General features: G+C 66.3%; 15 protein-coding genes. 8 read left to right on the forward strand and 7 right to left on the reverse strand.

Annotated elements, in window-relative coordinates:
* Positions 1 to 75 precede the first annotated feature (75 nt).
* From GLR48_RS08390 to truA, 3 genes are all read right to left on the reverse strand, one after another.
* Positions 76 to 4,851: a translocation/assembly module TamB domain-containing protein gene (locus GLR48_RS08390; RefSeq protein ID WP_237060745.1), complete on the reverse strand. Its 4,776-nt coding sequence runs from the start codon at positions 4,849 to 4,851 to the stop codon at positions 76 to 78.
* Positions 4,848 to 6,647 carry an autotransporter assembly complex protein TamA gene (locus tag GLR48_RS08395; RefSeq protein ID WP_237060747.1) on the reverse strand — a complete coding sequence of 600 codons (1,800 nt, stop codon included), beginning with the start codon at positions 6,645 to 6,647 and terminating at the stop codon, positions 4,848 to 4,850. The genes GLR48_RS08390 and GLR48_RS08395 overlap by 4 nt, the downstream gene beginning before the upstream one ends.
* A 136-nt stretch (positions 6,648 to 6,783) precedes the next feature.
* Positions 6,784 to 7,557: a tRNA pseudouridine(38-40) synthase TruA gene (gene truA, locus GLR48_RS08400; protein WP_237060749.1), complete on the reverse strand. Its 774-nt coding sequence runs from the start codon at positions 7,555 to 7,557 to the stop codon at positions 6,784 to 6,786.
* A gap of 96 nt (positions 7,558 to 7,653) precedes the next feature.
* Here truA and GLR48_RS08405 point away from each other — a divergent pair, with 96 nt between their 5' ends.
* Both GLR48_RS08405 and GLR48_RS08410 read left to right on the forward strand, forming a co-directional pair.
* Entirely contained in the window at positions 7,654 to 9,078 is a 1,425-nt protein-coding gene (locus GLR48_RS08405; RefSeq protein WP_237060751.1) for a YcjX family protein, read from the forward strand.
* 38 nt (positions 9,079 to 9,116) lie between these two features.
* Positions 9,117 to 10,055 carry a YcjF family protein gene (locus GLR48_RS08410; RefSeq protein ID WP_237064445.1) on the forward strand — a complete coding sequence of 313 codons (939 nt, stop codon included), beginning with the start codon at positions 9,117 to 9,119 and terminating at the stop codon, positions 10,053 to 10,055.
* Here GLR48_RS08410 and GLR48_RS08415 read toward each other — a convergent pair.
* A complete protein-coding gene (locus GLR48_RS08415; protein WP_237060753.1) occupies positions 10,052 to 10,942 on the reverse strand; it encodes a zinc ABC transporter substrate-binding protein in 891 nt (296 codons plus the stop codon). The genes GLR48_RS08410 and GLR48_RS08415 overlap by 4 nt on opposite strands.
* Positions 10,943 to 11,012: 70 nt before the next feature.
* Here GLR48_RS08415 and GLR48_RS08420 point away from each other — a divergent pair, with 70 nt between their 5' ends.
* The 6 genes from GLR48_RS08420 (at position 11,013) to GLR48_RS08445 (ending at position 14,981) form a co-directional block, all read left to right on the forward strand.
* Entirely contained in the window at positions 11,013 to 11,477 is a 465-nt protein-coding gene (locus tag GLR48_RS08420; protein WP_237060755.1) for a Fur family transcriptional regulator, read from the forward strand.
* Positions 11,474 to 12,229 carry an ATP-binding cassette domain-containing protein gene (locus GLR48_RS08425; protein WP_237060757.1) on the forward strand — a complete coding sequence of 252 codons (756 nt, stop codon included), beginning with the start codon at positions 11,474 to 11,476 and terminating at the stop codon, positions 12,227 to 12,229. Before GLR48_RS08420 ends, GLR48_RS08425 begins: the two co-directional genes overlap by 4 nt.
* Positions 12,222 to 13,028, forward strand: coding sequence for a metal ABC transporter permease (locus tag GLR48_RS08430; RefSeq protein ID WP_237064447.1), 807 nt, complete (start codon positions 12,222 to 12,224; stop codon positions 13,026 to 13,028). Before GLR48_RS08425 ends, GLR48_RS08430 begins: the two co-directional genes overlap by 8 nt.
* Before the next feature lie 72 nt (positions 13,029 to 13,100).
* Positions 13,101 to 13,574 (forward strand): CAP domain-containing protein, encoded by a 474-nt coding sequence (locus tag GLR48_RS08435; protein ID WP_237060759.1) that lies wholly within the window; start codon positions 13,101 to 13,103, stop codon positions 13,572 to 13,574.
* A gap of 59 nt (positions 13,575 to 13,633) precedes the next feature.
* A complete protein-coding gene (gene fmt, locus GLR48_RS08440; RefSeq protein WP_237060761.1) occupies positions 13,634 to 14,533 on the forward strand; it encodes a methionyl-tRNA formyltransferase in 900 nt (299 codons plus the stop codon).
* Between the two features lie 10 nt (positions 14,534 to 14,543).
* A complete protein-coding gene (locus GLR48_RS08445) occupies positions 14,544 to 14,981 on the forward strand; it encodes a VOC family protein (RefSeq protein ID WP_237060763.1) in 438 nt (145 codons plus the stop codon).
* 4 nt (positions 14,982 to 14,985) lie between these two features.
* On the opposite strand, the gene GLR48_RS08450 is transcribed toward GLR48_RS08445, so the two are convergent.
* The 3 genes from GLR48_RS08450 to GLR48_RS08460 form a co-directional block, all read right to left on the reverse strand.
* On the reverse strand, positions 14,986 to 15,405 hold the full coding sequence (locus tag GLR48_RS08450) for a VOC family protein (RefSeq protein WP_237060765.1): 420 nt from the start codon (positions 15,403 to 15,405) through the stop codon (positions 14,986 to 14,988).
* Positions 15,406 to 15,421: 16 nt separating this feature from the next.
* Positions 15,422 to 16,306, reverse strand: a complete 885-nt coding sequence (purU, locus tag GLR48_RS08455) for a formyltetrahydrofolate deformylase (RefSeq protein WP_237060767.1) — start codon at positions 16,304 to 16,306, stop codon at positions 15,422 to 15,424.
* Positions 16,307 to 16,432: 126 nt separating this feature from the next.
* Positions 16,433 to 17,065, reverse strand: coding sequence for a ribonuclease T2 (locus tag GLR48_RS08460; protein ID WP_237060769.1), 633 nt, complete (start codon positions 17,063 to 17,065; stop codon positions 16,433 to 16,435).
* Positions 17,066 to 17,196: the final 131 nt, after the last annotated feature.

Raw genomic sequence — 17,196 nt, forward strand, 5'->3', positions numbered from 1 at the left:
GTCGCAAGGGTGTTGTCCAGCGGCGCGGGCGCACAGGGGCTGTGCTGCCCCGCCGCGGACGGCGGGGCAGGGGGGTCAGTAGTCGCGTTCGAAGAACACGCCGACGCTGGTGTCGCCGTCGGCGCCGGCGGTGCCCTTGGCCGTGATCTCGTCCGTGATGTCGAGGTTCAGGTTGATCTCGGTCGTGCCGTCGCTGCCGATGGTGACGTCGGTATAGATGTTGTCGGTCAGGTATTTACCGGCCCGCACGGCCGCATTGCCGTTCTCGTCCGTCGTCACGTCGAAATCGTCAAGGCCGATGCCGGAGCGGAAGTTGTCGATCAACCCGCCACCCCCGCGCCCGGCGAGTTCACCCACGGCCGCAGCCAGCTGGATCGCCTGCAAGGGGCTGATTTCAGAGATGTCGCGCCCGAAGATCAGTTGCGACAGAACCTCGTCCTGCGGCAGGTCGGGGACGGACTGGAACGTCACCTCGGGGTCGTTGGCGGGACCCTGAACGATGATGTTGATCGTCGTGCCGGTCTCTGCGCGGGTCGTGGCGACCAGCCGGATATAGGGGATGAAATCGCCCTGCAGCGAGGCTGACCCTTCGGTCAGGTCGAACCGCTGTTGCAGGATGCTGATCCGGCCCCGTTGCAGGTCGAACTGGCCGACCGGCACGATATTGGCCGTCGTCCCGCCCAGTTGCAGCGAACCGCCCAGTTCCGCATCGAGGCCGCGCCCGCGGATGAAGATGCGGTTCGGTGCGTCGATCCGCACATCAAGGGGATAGACCGGCCCACCGCTGGCGGCCGCCTTGGCCGGGGCAGAAGAGGCGTTGACTGCCACATCCGCCCGGTCGAGCGTCAGGCGCACGGCGGTGCTGGGGTTTAGGTGGGTGACGGCCGGCAATTCGCCCAGCGCGCCCGTGCCGGAGGAGGGGACCTGGATATTGGTCTCTCCCAGTGCCAGACGACCGGCGATCAGCGCACCCCCGGCCAGTGGACCGTTCACCGTCACGGTGCCGTTGACGATGGTCTCGTAGAGGTTCGGATCGCGCAGTTCGACCGCGTTCACGTTCAGCGTCAGGTTGCCGTTGAACGGGGCCGACAGCGTGACCGGGCCGGACAGCGCGATGCTGCCGCCGGTCTGCACGTTCCCGGTCAGATCGACCTGCGCCTGCCCGCCGTTCAGCGCGAGGGTCGCGTTGATGTCCGTCAGGGCCTGCGACAGCGTCGGGTCGGACAGGCGCGCCCCGGTGGTGCTGATGCGACCGCTGATCGACGACAGGGCAGGGGGGCCGTTGGCCGAGATGTCGAAATTCGCGATCCCGTCCAGACGGCGCGGTTCGAGGAACGGGTTGGCAAAGCCAAGCGGCGCGTTGCCCGTCACGTCGAAATTCAGATTGCCGTTGCCGGCAATCTCTCCGCTTGCGTTGGCGGCGATGCCACCGGGGCCGGTGGCGTCGATGTTCAGCGTATAGCCGCCAGCCGCGGTGCGGCCGACCTGGCCCTGTGCGGTGACCGGCCCGGACAGGGCATCGGTGAAGAGGCCTATGTCGGCCAGTCGCGCGTTGATGGTGCCATTGGCGGCGCCGCCACCGGCAGCGCTGAGGTTGCCGGAGGCGCTGACCTGCGGGAATTGCACGTCAAAGCTGCGCAGGGTGATGTCCTGCCCGGATTTCGCCGCGTCCAGTGCAATTGTGCCCTGACCGCGCAGCAACTGGTCGACCTGCGGATTGCCGATCGCGAGGTTGCTTGTCGTGGCATTCACCCGCGCATCCAGCTGGCTGAGGTCGGGCAAAAGGGTGCCTTCGGCCTGCAGGGTCACACCGCCGGAGATCGGCTGCCCTGCCAATGCCGCGAACTGCGACAGGTTGGACACGGCGGCGTTCAGCGTGCCGGTGATGCGATAGTCGTCCTCTTGCGGGGCGACCTGCGCGTCGAGCGTGACGTCGGTGCCCGACCCATTGGCCGTCAGGTTGACCTGTGCAGTGCCGGCGTCATTGCGGCTGGCGTTCAGGTCGATAGCCAGCGGGCCGTTCAGGCCCTGCGCCAGCGCGCCCGCATCGTTCAGCTGCGCCTGAATGTCGGCGGCCAGCGGCCCCGTCATGCCGCCGTTGGCACTGCCCTGAATGGTCAGCTGCGGTGTGGCCACGTCCAGATTATTGAGCGCGAAGGCATCCGGGCCGGTCCGCGCCACGCCGCCGCTGATCCGGCCAGAGCCTGCCAGCAGCGCATCCACCTGCGGGATGCCCACGGCCAGATCGTCTGTCGTGCCGACAAGGTTCACGTCGAACAGTCTCAGGTCCGGCAGCAGCGTCCCGTCCACGGACATGTCGATGCCGCCCGCGATATCCCGTCCCGCGAGGACGGCGTAGGGTGCAAGGTCGGCCACGGCGGCGTCGATGGTGCCGGTGATGCGATAATTGTCAACGGGGGCTGCGACTTGGACATCTGCCTTGATGTCGGTGCCGGGGCCGTTGGCCGTCAGCGTGGCATCCGTCACGCCCGCATCGTCACGGTCGGCGTTCAGCGCCACCGTCAGCGGGCCGGACAGCCCTTCGGCGATCAGGCCGATGTTGCCGACCCGCAGGATGGCATCCGCGCTTAGCGGGCCGGTCAGGCCGCCGTCCGCATCCGCGGTCAGGGACAGTTCCGGCGTCTGCACGTCCAGACCCTTGATGATATAGCGATCCTCGCCGATATAGCCGACCTCGCCCGCGATGGTGCCGGCGCCCAGCAGCAGGGGATCGATCTGGGGCGTCCCGGTCTGCAGATCCTGCGTGGTGCCACGCACCTCGGCGGTATAGCGGGTCATGTCCGACAGCATCACAGCGTTCACCGTCAGGTCGACAGCGCCGGACAGGTCGCGTTTCGCGATCTGGCTGAAGCGCGACAGGTCGCTGGCCGCCGCATTCACGGTGGCATTGATCGTCTGACCTTCAGCCGATGGGCTGACCGTGCCGTTGGCGTCGAATGTCGTGGCGGGGCCGGTGCCGTTCACCTGAAACGTCACGTTGCCCAGATCGTTGCGGTCGGCATTGCCGGTGACCCGCGCGGGGCCGGTCAGGCCGGGCGCGATCAGGCCCACGTTCTGGACCGAGATGTCGAAATTGCCCGTGCTGACGCCGCTGGTGATGTCGGCGTTCGCCGTCACCGCTGCCTCTGGCGTGTTGACCGCCAGATCCTCGATCCGGGTGCCGGTGGTGTCGCGCACGGCGCGGACCGACACGGTGCCGGTGCCGGCCAGAACCGGGTCAAGCTGCGGCACGTTGACGGCAAGGTCCTGCGTCGTGGCGTTCAGCAGGATGTTGAACAGACCGTCCAGCGGTGTGACGGTCGCGGTGACGTCAGCTTGCGCCGATCCGCCCAGATTGCGCCCGGCGAGGGTCGAGAAACGCCCCAGCGCCTCTGCATCGAAAGTCACGTCGGCCTGCGTGCGGAACCCGTCAGACGGGCCCTGCACCGTGGCCTTCGCGGCGACTTCGATGCCCGGCCCGTTCAGGGTCAGTGTGGAAATCTCGGTCGGCTGTCCTTCGACACGGTTCACGACGATCTTGCCGTTCAGGGTGTCGCCGAAGGCCTGTGCCGCACCGGCGTCGTCCAGTTGCAGGCCGGTCGCGGCATAATCCAGATCGGCGGTAATCCGGCCGGTTTCCGCGCCATTGCCGTTTTCGATGATGCCGCCGCCTTGCAGCGTGATCTCGTTGATCCCCAGACCGGGACGGTCGAAATTGCGGATGTCGAAATTGGCGGTCCAGTCGGTGCTGACGGCTTGGTCATACTTGATCGCAAGGTCGATGTTGTCGACATAGGTCTTCGGCCCGCCGATCGGCAGCAGGACCGGTTCGCCGGTGCTGTCGGCCACGGTGCCGGTCAGGTCGATCAGTTCGGGCCAGCCGTTCTGACCGACATTCACGCGCCCGTTCAGGCGCAGGCTTTGCGCCGTCAGATCCAGCGTTGTCAGGGCAAAGCCGCCGTTGGCGCCCACGTTGCCTGCGGCCACCAGTGACACGTCGGACCCGAAGAAACCGTCGTAATCATCCGCCAGCAGCGGCGTCAGGTCGCCGCCGATATTCAGCGCGAAACCGGTCTGCCCGGTGGTAGAGTTCACGGCGAAATCGCCGGTGATCCGGTCCTGACCGTCCGTGGCCAGTGCCAGCGTGGCAGCAAATTCGCTGACCGGTGCCTCGCCGTTGATCGTCAGTTTCAGCGAGGGGCGGTCCGGCAGGTTGATCAGACGCGCGACGATGCCGTCCTGACCTTCCTCGACGTTCAGGTTCAGGCTCAGGACCTTGGTGCCGTTGTCATAGCTGCCATCGATGGCGAAGACGCCTGTCTTGCCGTCCAGCCGGTTGGCCGTGACATTGGCCTCGCCTTCGCCACCTGCCAGTCGGGCGGACCCCTGCAGGTTCAGGGCCACAGGTTCCCCCAGAAAGCTTTCGCCCAGTTCGATCCGCGCAATGTTCAGCGTGTCGAGGTTGATGCCCACCGGCAGGTCCGGTAGGGAAAACGGCTGCGCCTCTGGCGAGGGGGCCGTGCTGGTCGACACGGGGGCGCGTTCGATCTTGACCAGTTCTGCCGTCAGTTCCTGCACGTCGATGCGACCGCGCAGCAGCGCGGTGCGGTTCCAGTCCAGCACGACGTTTTCAAGGTCCAGCCAGACGCCTTCGCTGTCGGCCACGGTGATCCGGTCCACGGTCGCCCGCGACGACAGCGCGCCCTGAAAGCCCTGGATATCCACGATCCGGTCATCGCCGGACAGGTTGTCCTGGATCAGCCGGGTCAGATAGCCTTCGCCTTCGTCGTCCTGCGCCACGGCGGCGAAGGGCAGGGTCAGCAGGGTCAGCAGAAGAAGGAGATGTCTCAAAACGCTTGTCCGATCCCGATGTAAACTTCGACAGACTTGAACTGGTTATCGCCACTGGCCGGGGTGCCCACGTCAAGGCGGATCGGCCCGATGGCGGTGTTGTAGCGCACGCCAAGACCGACGCCGTCCTGATAGGTGCCGTCGACCAGCGGTGTCGGGCTGCTGCCGACATAGCCATAGTCGTAGAAACCCACGACGCTGATTGCCTTGGTGATGCCGACCCGCGCCTCGATCTGCGCACCGGCGTAGGACGTGCCGCCCGTGGTCACGACCTCGCCATTCACCAGACGGTCGACACCCAGCGACTTATAGCCCTGACCGCGCACGGTGCCGCTGCCACCCGCATAGAACAGGTAGTCGGCGGGGGCATCGGTTTCATCGGCGCCGATGACCGTGCCCAACTGGCCCCGTGCTGCGACGGTAAAGCGGTCGTCGGTCCCGAAGCTGTAATAGACCCGGCCATCCAGATAGCCGCGCGCACCGCTCGACCCGCCAGCGAGCGCAAGAAAGGGCGTCGCCTCGACGTCGATGTAATAGCCTTTCTTGGCGTTCGTGTCGCTGTCGCGCTTGTCGTAGGTTGCGGCCAGCGGGGCGGTCAGCAGGGTATAGTTGCGGGTGCCAAGATCGGTGACTTCCTTCGCGGTCAGCAGACCGACACCGACCTGCACTTCCAGCGCGTCGGTCAGCTGACGTGTGACCAGCACCTCGGTGCTGAACTTGTCGATCAGGTAATCCGGTTCGTCCTCGCGACTGATCTCGGCCGTCGCGGTCAGGTCGGTATCCGCGCCATAGATCGCGGGAATGCGCAGCGCCGTGCCCAGCGAATAGTCGATGCCCCCCGTGCCGCCCCCCAGACCCGCCACGGCGGCGTCAAAGCGCAGGTTCTCGGCCCCGCCAAAAATGTTGCGGTGCATCCAGTAGGACGACAGGCGCACGCCCTCGACCGTGGAATATTCCACGCCCGCACCGATCCGGCGCGGTTTGCTTTCGGCGATGGTCGCGGTGATCGGCAGGGTGTTGCCCGGCCCGACCTCCTCGGCCTCGGTCAGCGACACGCTGTCAAAGGCGCCGGTTTCGCGCAGGCGTTGCGCCGCCTTGGTCAGGTCGTCGGGGCTGTAGATCTGCCCCGTAGGCAGGCCCGCGATCCGGTTGATCGCGCTGGTGCGGACCTTTTCGTTGCCGGTCACGGTCAGCGGGCCGAAGGACAGCTGCGGGCCGGGGGCGATGGTCACGGTGGCATCCAGCAGGTTTTCCGTGTGGCGGGCCACGATCTGCTGGTTGGCGACGGTCACCTTGGCATAGCCCTGATCGCGCCACGTCGTGCGGGCGGCGCCGGCGGCCTGCCGGATCACGTCGGCGCGGGCATCCTTGCCGGGGGCAAAACCGTCGGGCAGTTTGGTGCCGGGGGCCAGCGGTGCGACTTCGGCCCGGCCAAAGGCGAACAGCGGGCCGGGGTTGACCAGAATGGCGATGGTGTCGATCCGGTCGGGTGCGGCCAGCGGCGCGATTGCTGCGGCCTCGTTGCCATTGACCTTGATGCTGATCGTGCCGCTGTAATAACCGGCGGCATACAGCGCCGTCAGCAGGCGGCGATAGTCGGCGCGGGCGGCGGCCACGTAATCTTGCGGCTGCGGATCCGTTTCGTCCCCGATGCTGCGCGACAGGGAGGCGTCCTGCAACAGACCCATCAGGGTGTCATCGGCGCCGGGTGCGTCGATCGTCACCTCTTGCGCTGCGGCGACGGTGGCTGTCGATAACAACAGGACCGCGGTCCAACTGATCTGCTTTAACTTCACCTGTTTGCCCCTCGTCGACCTCGTTTTCTTTGTAGCGGAAGAGGAAACAAACGCAAACGGCGTCAAACCGATCAGTCGCAAACGTGACACGTTTCACGCAAACCTGATGCGTTTGTCGCATCGCAGAGGTTGCGGATCAGGCGTTGCGGAACGGATCGTCCGGATAGGTAACACCCGCCAGATAGAGGCCATGCGGCGGGCTGACCGGCCCGCAGGCCGCGCGGTCGCGCGCCAGAAGGGCCGTTCTGACGTCGTCGGGCTGCCATGCGCCACTGCCGACGCGTTCCAGCGTGCCGACGATACTGCGGACCTGATTGTGCAGGAACGACCGCGCGCGGACGTGGATGTGCAGCAACTGTCCCGCGTGGGTCGGAACCTTTTCAATGCGCAATTCATCCAATGTGCGCACCGGGCTGTCGGCCTGACACAGCGCCGCGCGGAAGGTCGTGAAGTCATGGCGGCCCAGCAGATGGTCCGCACCGACCTGCATCGCCGCCACATCCAGCGGCATCTTGACCTGCCAGATCCCGCCGGCCTCGACCGTCAGGGGCGCGCGCCGGGCGATCAGGCGAAAGAGATAGCGTCGCTCGGTCGCGGTGAACCGTGCGTGCCAGTCGTCCGCCACTCCCGCGCAGTCGATGATCGCGACGGGCAGGGGTTTCAGGTGATACGTCAGCGCCTCTGACAACCGGAAGGGATCCCAGTCGCGCATGAGGTCGCAATGGGCGACCTGACCCGTCGCATGCACGCCGGAATCCGTGCGTCCTGCGGCGGCGATGGTGTGGGGGCCGGGTTCCAGCCGCGCCAGCGCCGCCTCGACCGCACCCTGCACCGACGGCTGGTCGGCCTGCCGTTGCCAGCCCGCAAAGGGGCTGCCATCATACTCGATCTTCAGGGCAAAACGTGGCATGGCGCGGGGCTTAGGCTGCGTCCGCGCCAAAATCAATCCCTACCCAAGCCGCAGTTCAGCCCCTATCTGTCGGTGAACCGGATTGGAGGGTGCCGCTTGGGCCTGTTCGACATCACCGAAGGCATCCTGCGCGGCGTGGGCAACGTGACCAGCGCGGTCACCCGCCCCGTCACGGCCCCCTTCAGCGATCAGGTGATCCGGCTGGGGGTCACTGGCCTCAGCCGTGCGGGCAAGACGGTGTTCATCACCTCGCTCGTCGCCAATCTGATGGACCGGGGGCGGATGCCGCAGTTGCGGGCCGCGGCGAATGGGGGCATCCGCACCGCCTATCTGCAACCGCAGCCCGACGACACGCTGCCCCGGTTCGACTACGAGACCTATCTGGCGCAACTGACCGCGCCCGATCCCAAATGGCCAGAGGGGACGCGGCAGATCTCAGAGCTGCGGTTGTCGCTGAAAGTGCAGCCGACCGGCTTCATGGCCGGGCTGCAGGGTGTGCGGACGGTGCATCTGGATATCGTCGATTATCCCGGCGAATGGCTGCTGGATCTGTCGTTGCTGGATCAGAGCTATGCCGACTGGTCGAAGGGCGCGCTGGCCCGCGCCGCGGGACGCCCGTTGGGCGACGATTACCTGGCCTTGATGGGGCAGCCGGACGCCACGCAGCCGCTGGACGAAGCCTCTGCCAAGGTGCTGGCGCAGGCCTATACCGCGCATCTGAATGCTTCCCGCGCAGCGGGCTTTTCCGACTGCACGCCAGGACGGTTTCTGCTGCCGGGCGATCTGGCGGGATCACCGGTGCTGACTTTCGCGCCACTGCCGGGCACAGACTTTCCGCGCGGATCCCTGGGCCGCGAAATGGGGCGCAGGTTCGAATCCTACAAGAAAAACGTCGTGCAGCCGTTCTTTCGCGACCATTTTGCAAGAATCGACCGGCAGGTCGTGCTGGTCGACGTGCTGGGCGCGATCCACAATGGGCCGCGCGCCGTCGACGATCTGCGCACCGCGATGGCCGAGATCCTGTCTGCGTTCAATCCCGGGCGCAACGGCTTTCTCAGCCGCATATTTCAGGGGCGCCGGGTGGAAAAGATCCTCTTCGCCGCAACCAAGGCCGACCACCTGCATCACACGCAGCACCCGCAGCTGACCGCCATTACGCAGGCCCTGCTGCGCGAGGCGAAAGACCGCGCCGATTTTGCGGGCGCGCAGACCGCCGCCATGTCCATCGCCGCCCTGCGCACCACAGTCGAGGAGACGGTCGATCACCGCGATGGCCCGCTGGATGTCGTGCGCGGTCGGCTGTTGGACACGGGCAAGCAGGCGGCCTTCTATCCCGGCGCGCTGCCCGACGATCCGCAGCATCTGCTGGCGCCCGCGCGCGCCGGTGCCGCCGACTGGGGCACCGGCGACTACAAGGTGATGCGCTTTGCCCCTGCGCCGATGACCCTGCGCCCCGGCGAAGGGCCGCCGCACATCCGGCTGGACAAGGCCGCAGAGTTCCTGATCGGAGACCGGCTGTGAAACGTCCCGTGCTGATCGACCTCGATGAAGCATCCGAGATGACGCCCGCTACGGCGCCGATGGTCATCGATGACGCGCCGCAGGGCGCTGCGATGCAACGGGTGGCGGCGCTGGCGACGCGGCGGGCGTCCCCTTTGGCCAAATGGTTCTGGTCGCTGCTGGTCAGCCTCATGGGCTTCGTCGTGTCGCTGGCGGCGTGGAACTTTGTCACCAACCTGATCGCCAGCCATCCGTTCCTTGGCATGATCTTCAGTGCATTGCTGGTGATTTTCTGCTGCGTCCTGCTGGCGATTGCCCTGCGCGAGCTGTCGGCCTTCAGCCGGTTGCGCCGGATCGACACGATCCAGACCGAGGCGGCAACTGCCCATGCGGGCGATGATCTGCCGATGGCGCGCAAGGTCGTGGGCCACATGACCAGCCTTTACGCCAAGCGCGACGATACCGCCTGGGGCCGCACTCAACTGGCAGAGCGCGCACCCGAGATCATGGACGCCGACGGCCTCCTCGATCTGGCGGAACGCAGCCTGCTGGAACCGCTTGACGCGCGTGCCGTGGCAGAGGTGCAGGCGGCGGCGCGGCAGGTCGCGGTGGTGACGGCGGTGGTGCCGCTGGCGCTGGCGGACGTGTTCACGGCGCTGACGTCGAACCTGCGGATGATCCGGCGCATCGCCGAGATCTATGGCGGACGCTCCGGCACGCTGGGGTCGTTGCGGCTGGTGCGGACCGTGCTGGGGCATCTGGTGGCGACCGGTGCGGTCGCCGTCGGCGACGACCTGATCCATTCGGTGGCGGGCGGCGGTCTTTTGTCCAAGGTGTCCCGCCGGTTCGGCGAGGGCGTCGTCAACGGCGCGCTGACCGCCCGCGTCGGCATCGCCGCGATCGAGGTCTGCCGCCCGCTGCCGTTTCAGGCGTTGAAGCGGCCGTCGGTCACGGGCACGGTTCAACGGGCGCTGACGGGCCTGTTCGGTACCGCCTAGGGCTGGATGCAGCCCTTTAGCGTTGCAGCGATCCCGGTCAGAAGGTCCGCGTAAAGTGTTGCGCCCGGCGTCAGCGTCACGCCGGTGTCGTCGATGGTGCCCTGACGTGCCTCCGTCCCGTCGGTCAGCAGATCGGCATAGCGGGTGGGCTCATTGGTTTCCGACAGGACGCAGGTGATCTCTCCGGCCTCCGCGCGGTGGCGCAGGTCGGACAGGTGCGCGGGACCGGGATCCTCTGCTTCGCTGTCGCTGATGGCGCCGCCAGAGGGCAGATCGAAGCGGTTTTCGAAATAGCCGAAGGCGGCATGGGGCGCGATCCAGGTGCCGCCGGGCAGACCGGCCAGATCCGCTGCGATCGTCTTGCGCAGCGCGGTCAGCCCGCGCAGGGCGCGGTCGGCGTTGGCCGCATAGGCGGTGGCGTGGTCCGGGTCGGTCGTCGACAGGGTGTCGCGGATCGCGCCGACCCAGACCATGGCGACTTCGGGGTCCAGCCAGGCGTGCGGATCGTAATCGTGGTGATGGCCGGCCTCGGTCGCGTGGCCCGCGTCCTCGGGCAGGGTGCGGGGTGTCCAGCCGGGGGCGTCCAGCAGGGTCAGCGTGGCCGCAGCGGGGGCGAGGGTGGCCAGCGGATCGGTCAGCCAGGGCGTCAGCTCTGCCCCGACCCAGATCACCACATCGGCCTGTGAAAGGGTGCTGGCGTCGGACGGGCGCAGGGCCATGTGATGGGCGTCGGCCCCCGGTGGCACGATCAGGTCGGGCTGGCCCACACCCTCCATCACCTGTGCAACCAGAGAGTGGATCGGTGCGATATCCGCCACGACGCGGGGGGCGTCGGCGTGGCCTGTCGTTGCGGTCAGGATCAACATGGTCGTGAAAATGTGACGCATCGGGGCCTCTTGCGATTGACTGTGCGGCGGGCTATAAAAGATATGTTATAACATAACAAGGGCAATTCCGATGACGACCGGCTTCGACCGTCACGACCACGCCGCCTGCATGCATGACGCCCTGCGGAGTGCCGAGGAAACCTGTGCCACAGGCGATCTGCGCCTGACGCCCGTCCGTCGCCGCGTGCTAGAAATCCTGCTGGAAAGCCATGTGGCCCTTGGCGCCTACGACGTGCTGGCGCGACTGGATGCCGAAGGCTTGGGATCAAAGCCGCCAGTGGCTTACCGTGCGCTGGGCTTTCTGGTCGATAACGGCTTTGCCCACCGGATCGAGGGGCTGAACGCCTTCATCGCCTGCGCCCATCCGGGGGCGGCCCACGCGCCGGCCTTCCTGATCTGCCGCGGCTGCCACAAGGTTGCGGAAACCGCCGCCGGCGCGCCGCTGGGATCGGCCGCGGCGCAATCGGGCTTTGCCATCGAACAGACTGTGGTCGAGGCGCAGGGCCTGTGCCCCGCCTGCCAGACTACGTCATGAGCCTGCTGTCCGCGCGCGGCATCGGTGTCAGCCGCAATGGCACCGCGATCTTGCAGAATGTCAGTCTGGACATCGCGGCAGGAGAGATCGTCACCATCGTCGGGCCGAACGGGTCCGGCAAATCGACCCTGCTGCGCGTGTTGATCGGTGCCCTGCGCCCCGATCGCGGGCAGGTCACACGCAGCCCCGGCCTGCGTCTGGGCTATGTGCCGCAAAAGCTCGCCATCGACGCGACCCTGCCGCTGACGGCGCGGCGGTTCCTCAATCTGCCACACCGCGTGCCAGAGGCAGAGGCCCTGCAGGCCCTGGAGACGGCGGGCGTGCCGGACGTGGCCGGTCGTCAGATGACGGACCTGTCCGGGGGGCAGTTCCAGCGCGTGCTGCTGGCGCGTGCGATCCTGTCCCGCCCGCAGCTTCTGATCCTCGACGAGGCGACGCAAGGACTGGACCAGCCCGGTGCGGCCCGATTCTACCGCCAGATCGAGGCGGTGCGCCGCGACATGAACTGCGCCATCCTGATGGTCAGTCATGAGTTGCATGTCGTGATGTCCGCCTCTGACCGGGTAATCTGTCTGAACGGCCACATCTGCTGCGAAGGCACGCCAGAGGTCGTCTCAGCGGCACCCGCTTACCGGGAGTTGTTCGGTACGGGGACGGGCGGCGCGCTGGCGCTTTATCGTCACGACCATGACCACGGGCATGACGAAGACCATCACCATCACCATGACCACGCGGTTCACGATCATGCTTGACGATTTTCTGGTGCGGGCGGCCCTTGCGGCCTTTGGCACTGCACTCGCCGCCTCGGTGCTGGGCTGTTTCGTGGTCTGGCGGCGCATGGCCTATTTCGGAGATGCCACGGCGCATGCCGCCATTCTGGGCGTGGCGCTGGCATTGGCGCTGAACATCTCGATCTTTGCGGGTGTCGTGGCGGTCGCACTTGTCGTGGCGTTGCTGATCCATCGCCTGTCGGACCGGGCGCAGGGAACGGACACGATCCTTGGCGTGCTGGCGCATGGTGCGCTGGCGACCGGACTTGTCGCCGTGACGCTGATCCCCGGCGCGCGGATCAACCTGGAGGCCTATTTGTTCGGCGATGTGCTGACCGTGTCGCGTCTGGATGTGGCCGTGATCTGGGGCGGCGCTGCGATCGTGCTGGGTGTGCTGTGGTTTCACTGGTCTGCGCTGCTGACCGCGACGCTGAACCCGGACCTTGCCACCGCGTCGGGCATCGACCCGCGCCGCGAAAACCTGATCCTGACGCTGCTGCTGGCGGGGATCGTCGCAGTCGCGATCAAGGTCGTCGGCGCCTTGCTGATCACGGCCCTGCTGGTGATCCCGGCCGCAGGCGCGCGCCGCCTGTCCACCTCGCCTGAGGGGATGGCCCTGCGCGCTGCCCTGATCGGATCGCTGTCCGCCTTCGGGGGCCTCATGCTGTCGATCCGTCTGGATACGCCGACCGGCCCGTCAATCGTGGTGCTGGCGGTCGTCCTTTACGCACTCTCGACACTTGGCGGATATTTGCAGGGAACCGGCGGGAATTCGCCTTAAGGTTGCCACATGGTTGCCTGATTGATTCGGGATGGTCTAGGTCTTCACCGACCAACAACCCAAAGGATGCCCATGTTCAGGACCCTGATTGCCGCCTTCCTGCTGGCGATGACCGCTCAGACGGCTGCCGCTTCCAACGCCTGCGCGATGCCGGCCAATGCCAACCAGATGGCCTCGCAGATCGCGGCAGGTGTCAATGCAAGCCGTCAGGCCAATGGTCTGAAACCCTTGCGGTACAACCAGACGCTCAGCAAGGCGGCGATGGCGCATGCCTGCGACATGTCGGTTCACAATTTCTTTGGCCATACGGGCAGCAACGGCAGCCACTCTCAGGGTCGCGTCCGCGCTGTCGGCTACAAGGACTGCACCGTGGCCGAAAACCTGGCCTGGGGCTATCCGAAGGCCGGTCAGATCATCGGTGGCTGGATGCACTCTGCCGGTCACCGGTCCAACATGCTGCACCCGCGCGTGACCGAAATGGGCATCGGCATCACCGAAGGCGCCAAAGGTCCGAACTGGGTGCTGGTTCTGGCGCGCAGCTGCTAGCATCCCGCACGCGCCCGCGGTATCCGCTGCCCCGAACGTGACAAGGGAGGGGCTGCCGCATGCGTATCGTTTTCATGGGAACGCCGGATTTTTCGGTGCCGGTCCTCGACGCCCTGCATGACGCAGGCCACGAGATTCTTGCCGTCTATACCCAGCCGCCGCGCCCTGCGGGTCGCGGCAAGCGCGACCGCCCCGGTGCGGTTCACCAGCGCGCCACGGCGCTGGGTCTGCCCGTCCGCCACCCCGTGTCGCTGAAGGGGGCAGAGGCGCAGGCAGACTTTGCCGCCCTCGATGCTGACATCGCTGTCGTTGTGGCTTACGGGCTGATCCTGCCACAGGCCGTTCTGGATGCGCCGCGCCACGGCTGTCTGAACATCCACGCCTCCCTCCTGCCGCGCTGGCGCGGGGCTGCCCCGATCCATCGTGCGATCATGGCGGGCGATATGCAGACCGGCGTCTGCATCATGCAGATGGAGGCCGGGCTTGATACCGGACCGGTCCTGATGCGGCAGGCGACCGACATCGGCCCTGAGGAAACGACCGGCACATTGCACGACCGCCTGTCCGCCATGGGCGCCGCCTTGATCGTCGCGGCACTCGACGCGCTGCCGGATCTGACACCCCAGCCGCAACCTGCAGATGGCGTGACCTACGCCACCAAGATCGACAAGGCCGAGGCGCGTATCGACTGGACGCAGCCCGCCGTCGCCGTGGACGCGCAAATCCGCGGTCTGTCCCCCTTTCCCGGTGCCTGGTGCGAGATCGGTGGAGAGCGGGTGAAGCTGCTCGGCTCTCGGGTGACGACCGATGCAGGCGAGCCGGGGCAGGTGCTGTCCGGGCTGACCATCGCCTGCGGCACGGGCGCTGTCGCGGTCACGCGCCTGCAGCGCGCCGGAGGGCGGGCGCAGGATACCGACGCGGCCCTGCGTGGTTTCGATCCCGGCCCCTTCGTGATGTAAGGCCGCGCAGATGCCGCACCGCAACACCCCCTTCGCCCTCGTCGGCATCGACCATGTCGTGTTTCTGGTCGACGATATGGATCGCGCGCTGGCGTTCTATCATGACGTGCTGGGCTGCGCGCCGGGCTATTCCTATCCCGCGATGGGGATGGAACAGGTCTGGGCCGGTGCCGCACTGATCGTGCTCTGGGACACGACACATGCCGGGGCCAGCGCCGCGATCCCGCCGGTAGCGGGCGGGCGCAATGTCGATCACGTCTGCCTTGCGACATCGCCCTTCGCACCGCAGGACATGCGCGACCATCTGGCCCGCCACGGCGTCGCGATCGAGCGCGAGGCGGTCCACGGCGGCGCGCGCGGCATGGGGCATTCGTTCTACATCCGTGATCCCTTCGGCAACAAGCTGGAGGTCAAGGGACCGGCAGACTATCCGGACGGACGCGGATAAGCGGTCAGTCCAGATCGAAAAACGGATCGTCGGCGTTCTTGAGGCCGCAGGTGTTGCCGTCCGGATCGATGAAGGTCCCGATCGTGCCCCAGTCATAGTCCTTCACGGTGACATCAATGCCGGCGGCGGTCATCATCGCGGCCATGGCGCGGACGTCGGCCACGTTGAACCGCAGGATCGTCGGATTTTGCTGCACGGACTTGCGTCCCGGTGCCGCGACGCCCTCTTGTTCGATCATCAGGTATCCGCCGCCGAAGCGCAGGCAGACAAGGCCAGGCTTTTCGAACCAGACAGGCAGGCCGAGGGTGTCGCGGTAAAAGGCGACGCAGGCGTCGAACCGTTCGGTCAGCAGGATGATCCCCGGCGTCACGAGGTGGTCCACCAGACGTGTGCCGGGGGAGGTTGGCTGCTGCGACGAGGTCATCGGTAGAGCCTTTCGATTACCCCATCCGTTCCGAGGCATAGGACCCGGGCGAGGCGGGGAAGACCACGGTCTTGTGGCCGTTCAGGAAGACCCGTCGGTGGATATGCGCGTGAATGGCGCGGGACAGGACCTGCGCCTCCACGTCGCGGCCCAGACTGACGTAGTCGGCGGCGGATTGCGCGTGGGTGACGCGCACCGTGTCCTGTTCGATGATCGGGCCTTCGTCGAGGTCGGCGGTGACGTAGTGCGACGTGGCCCCGATCAGCTTCACCCCCCGCTCGAACGCCTGCTTGTAGGGGTTGGCCCCCTTGAAGCTGGGCAGGAACGAATGGTGGATGTTGATGATCCGGCCCGACATGGTGCGGCACATCTGGTCCGACAGGATCTGCATGTAGCGCGCCAGTACGATCAGGTCGGCACCGGCCTCTTCGACCACGCTCATGATCTGCGCCTCGGCCTGCGGCTTGTTGGCGGGCGTGACCTTGATGCAATGGAACGGGATGTCGTGGTTCACCACGACCTTCTGATAATCGAGGTGGTTCGAAATCACCGCCACGATGTCGATCGGCAGCGCACCGATCCGCCAGCGGTACAGCAGGTCGTTCAGACAGTGGCCGAAGCGGCTGACCATGATGACGACTTTCATCTTCACGCTTTCGTCGTGAAACGCGTAGGTCATGCCGAATTTTTCGGCCGCCTCGACAAAGCCCCGCGTCAGCCCGTCCAGATCGCGGGTGCCGTCATTCTCGAAGCTCATCCGCATGAAGAACTGTCCGGTCTCGGGGTCGTCGAACTGGGACGAATCCGTGATGTTGCAGTCATTGTCCGCCATGTAATTCGCAATCGCGGCCACGATACCCTTGGTAGAGGGGCAATTTACGGTGAGGGCATAGTTTGTCATGTGGCTTACTTTTATCTGGGCGTGAAACAGGGCCGGTCTGGCGCACTTGTCGGGCATCGCGCGGTCCGGGGGCAAGTTGGAAACGGCGCAGTCGCACGCGAAAACGACTTGGACCCGACTTCTGTCCTAGTCGATGGCGCCGAAGGCCGCGCGGGGCAGGGTGCAGTCGCGGATCGCATCCACACCGCAAGCGCGGGGTGCAAGGTCTTTCGTCAGGCAGATGCGCGCCTCTTGAATGGCGCCGCTTTTGCAGGTGATGGTGACGCCATCGCGCGGCAGGTCAGGGTTGGCGTCGACGAAGGCATCCTCGATCAGGGATGCGGGCAGGGTCACGTCGCGGGTCAGCTTGGCAAAAGCCTGCGGGATGCGGATGCTGTCATAGGCCGCGCGCGCAGTGCGAAAGAACGCCTGCGGCGACAGGCCGCTGCAGGATCCGTGCTTGTTCCACTGGTACCACGCCAGCCCGCCGGTCCCCATGATGTCGGCCATCGCCGTCGTCTCTGACCGCGAGGGCGGGGCAAAGGCGGTGCGGCAGTCTTGCGGATATCCGATGTCATATTGCGGCCAAAGCCCGTGCAGGACCCAGCCATAATCGGCCCCCGGTGCGCATTGCGGCGACTGCCGCGCACGGCCCACCGCGTCGCACCAGTTCGGTGACCATGACAGCGACATGACATAATAATCGAACACGCCCGCCCGGTCTTGCGCGCCCACCGGTGCGGCAAGGAGAAGTGTCAGGGCCGCGAGAACGGCTTTCATGTTTTTGATCTTCCCAATTTCGACGGCTTTCCCTATATATGACCCAAGTTCCCCGACAATGTGAACCCGGCCCATGCGGTCAGCCCCTGCAAGGGCCCGAGGGAGGCTTGTCGAAATACAAGGTTAGGAGT

It is taken from the genome of Loktanella sp. M215 (genome assembly GCF_021735925.1).
Lineage (GTDB): Bacteria > Pseudomonadota > Alphaproteobacteria > Rhodobacterales > Rhodobacteraceae > Loktanella.

What these genes read in the sequence shown, in the direction of transcription:
- truA (WP_237060749.1), bottom strand. Translation starts at nt 7,557, where the DNA reads ATGCCACGTTTTGCCCTGAAGATCGAGTATGATGGCAGCCCCTTTGCG.
- GLR48_RS08410 (WP_237064445.1), top strand. Translation starts at nt 9,117, where the DNA reads ATGACGCCCGCTACGGCGCCGATGGTCATCGATGACGCGCCGCAGGGC.
- GLR48_RS08415 (WP_237060753.1), bottom strand. Translation starts at nt 10,942, where the DNA reads ATGCGTCACATTTTCACGACCATGTTGATCCTGACCGCAACGACAGGC.
- GLR48_RS08420 (WP_237060755.1), top strand. Translation starts at nt 11,013, where the DNA reads ATGACGACCGGCTTCGACCGTCACGACCACGCCGCCTGCATGCATGAC.
- GLR48_RS08425 (WP_237060757.1), top strand. Translation starts at nt 11,474, where the DNA reads ATGAGCCTGCTGTCCGCGCGCGGCATCGGTGTCAGCCGCAATGGCACC.
- GLR48_RS08430 (WP_237064447.1), top strand. Translation starts at nt 12,222, where the DNA reads ATGCTTGACGATTTTCTGGTGCGGGCGGCCCTTGCGGCCTTTGGCACT.
- GLR48_RS08435 (WP_237060759.1), top strand. Translation starts at nt 13,101, where the DNA reads ATGTTCAGGACCCTGATTGCCGCCTTCCTGCTGGCGATGACCGCTCAG.
- fmt (WP_237060761.1), top strand. Translation starts at nt 13,634, where the DNA reads ATGCGTATCGTTTTCATGGGAACGCCGGATTTTTCGGTGCCGGTCCTC.
- GLR48_RS08445 (WP_237060763.1), top strand. Translation starts at nt 14,544, where the DNA reads ATGCCGCACCGCAACACCCCCTTCGCCCTCGTCGGCATCGACCATGTC.
- GLR48_RS08450 (WP_237060765.1), bottom strand. Translation starts at nt 15,405, where the DNA reads ATGACCTCGTCGCAGCAGCCAACCTCCCCCGGCACACGTCTGGTGGAC.
- purU (WP_237060767.1), bottom strand. Translation starts at nt 16,306, where the DNA reads ATGACAAACTATGCCCTCACCGTAAATTGCCCCTCTACCAAGGGTATC.
- GLR48_RS08460 (WP_237060769.1), bottom strand. Translation starts at nt 17,065, where the DNA reads ATGAAAGCCGTTCTCGCGGCCCTGACACTTCTCCTTGCCGCACCGGTG.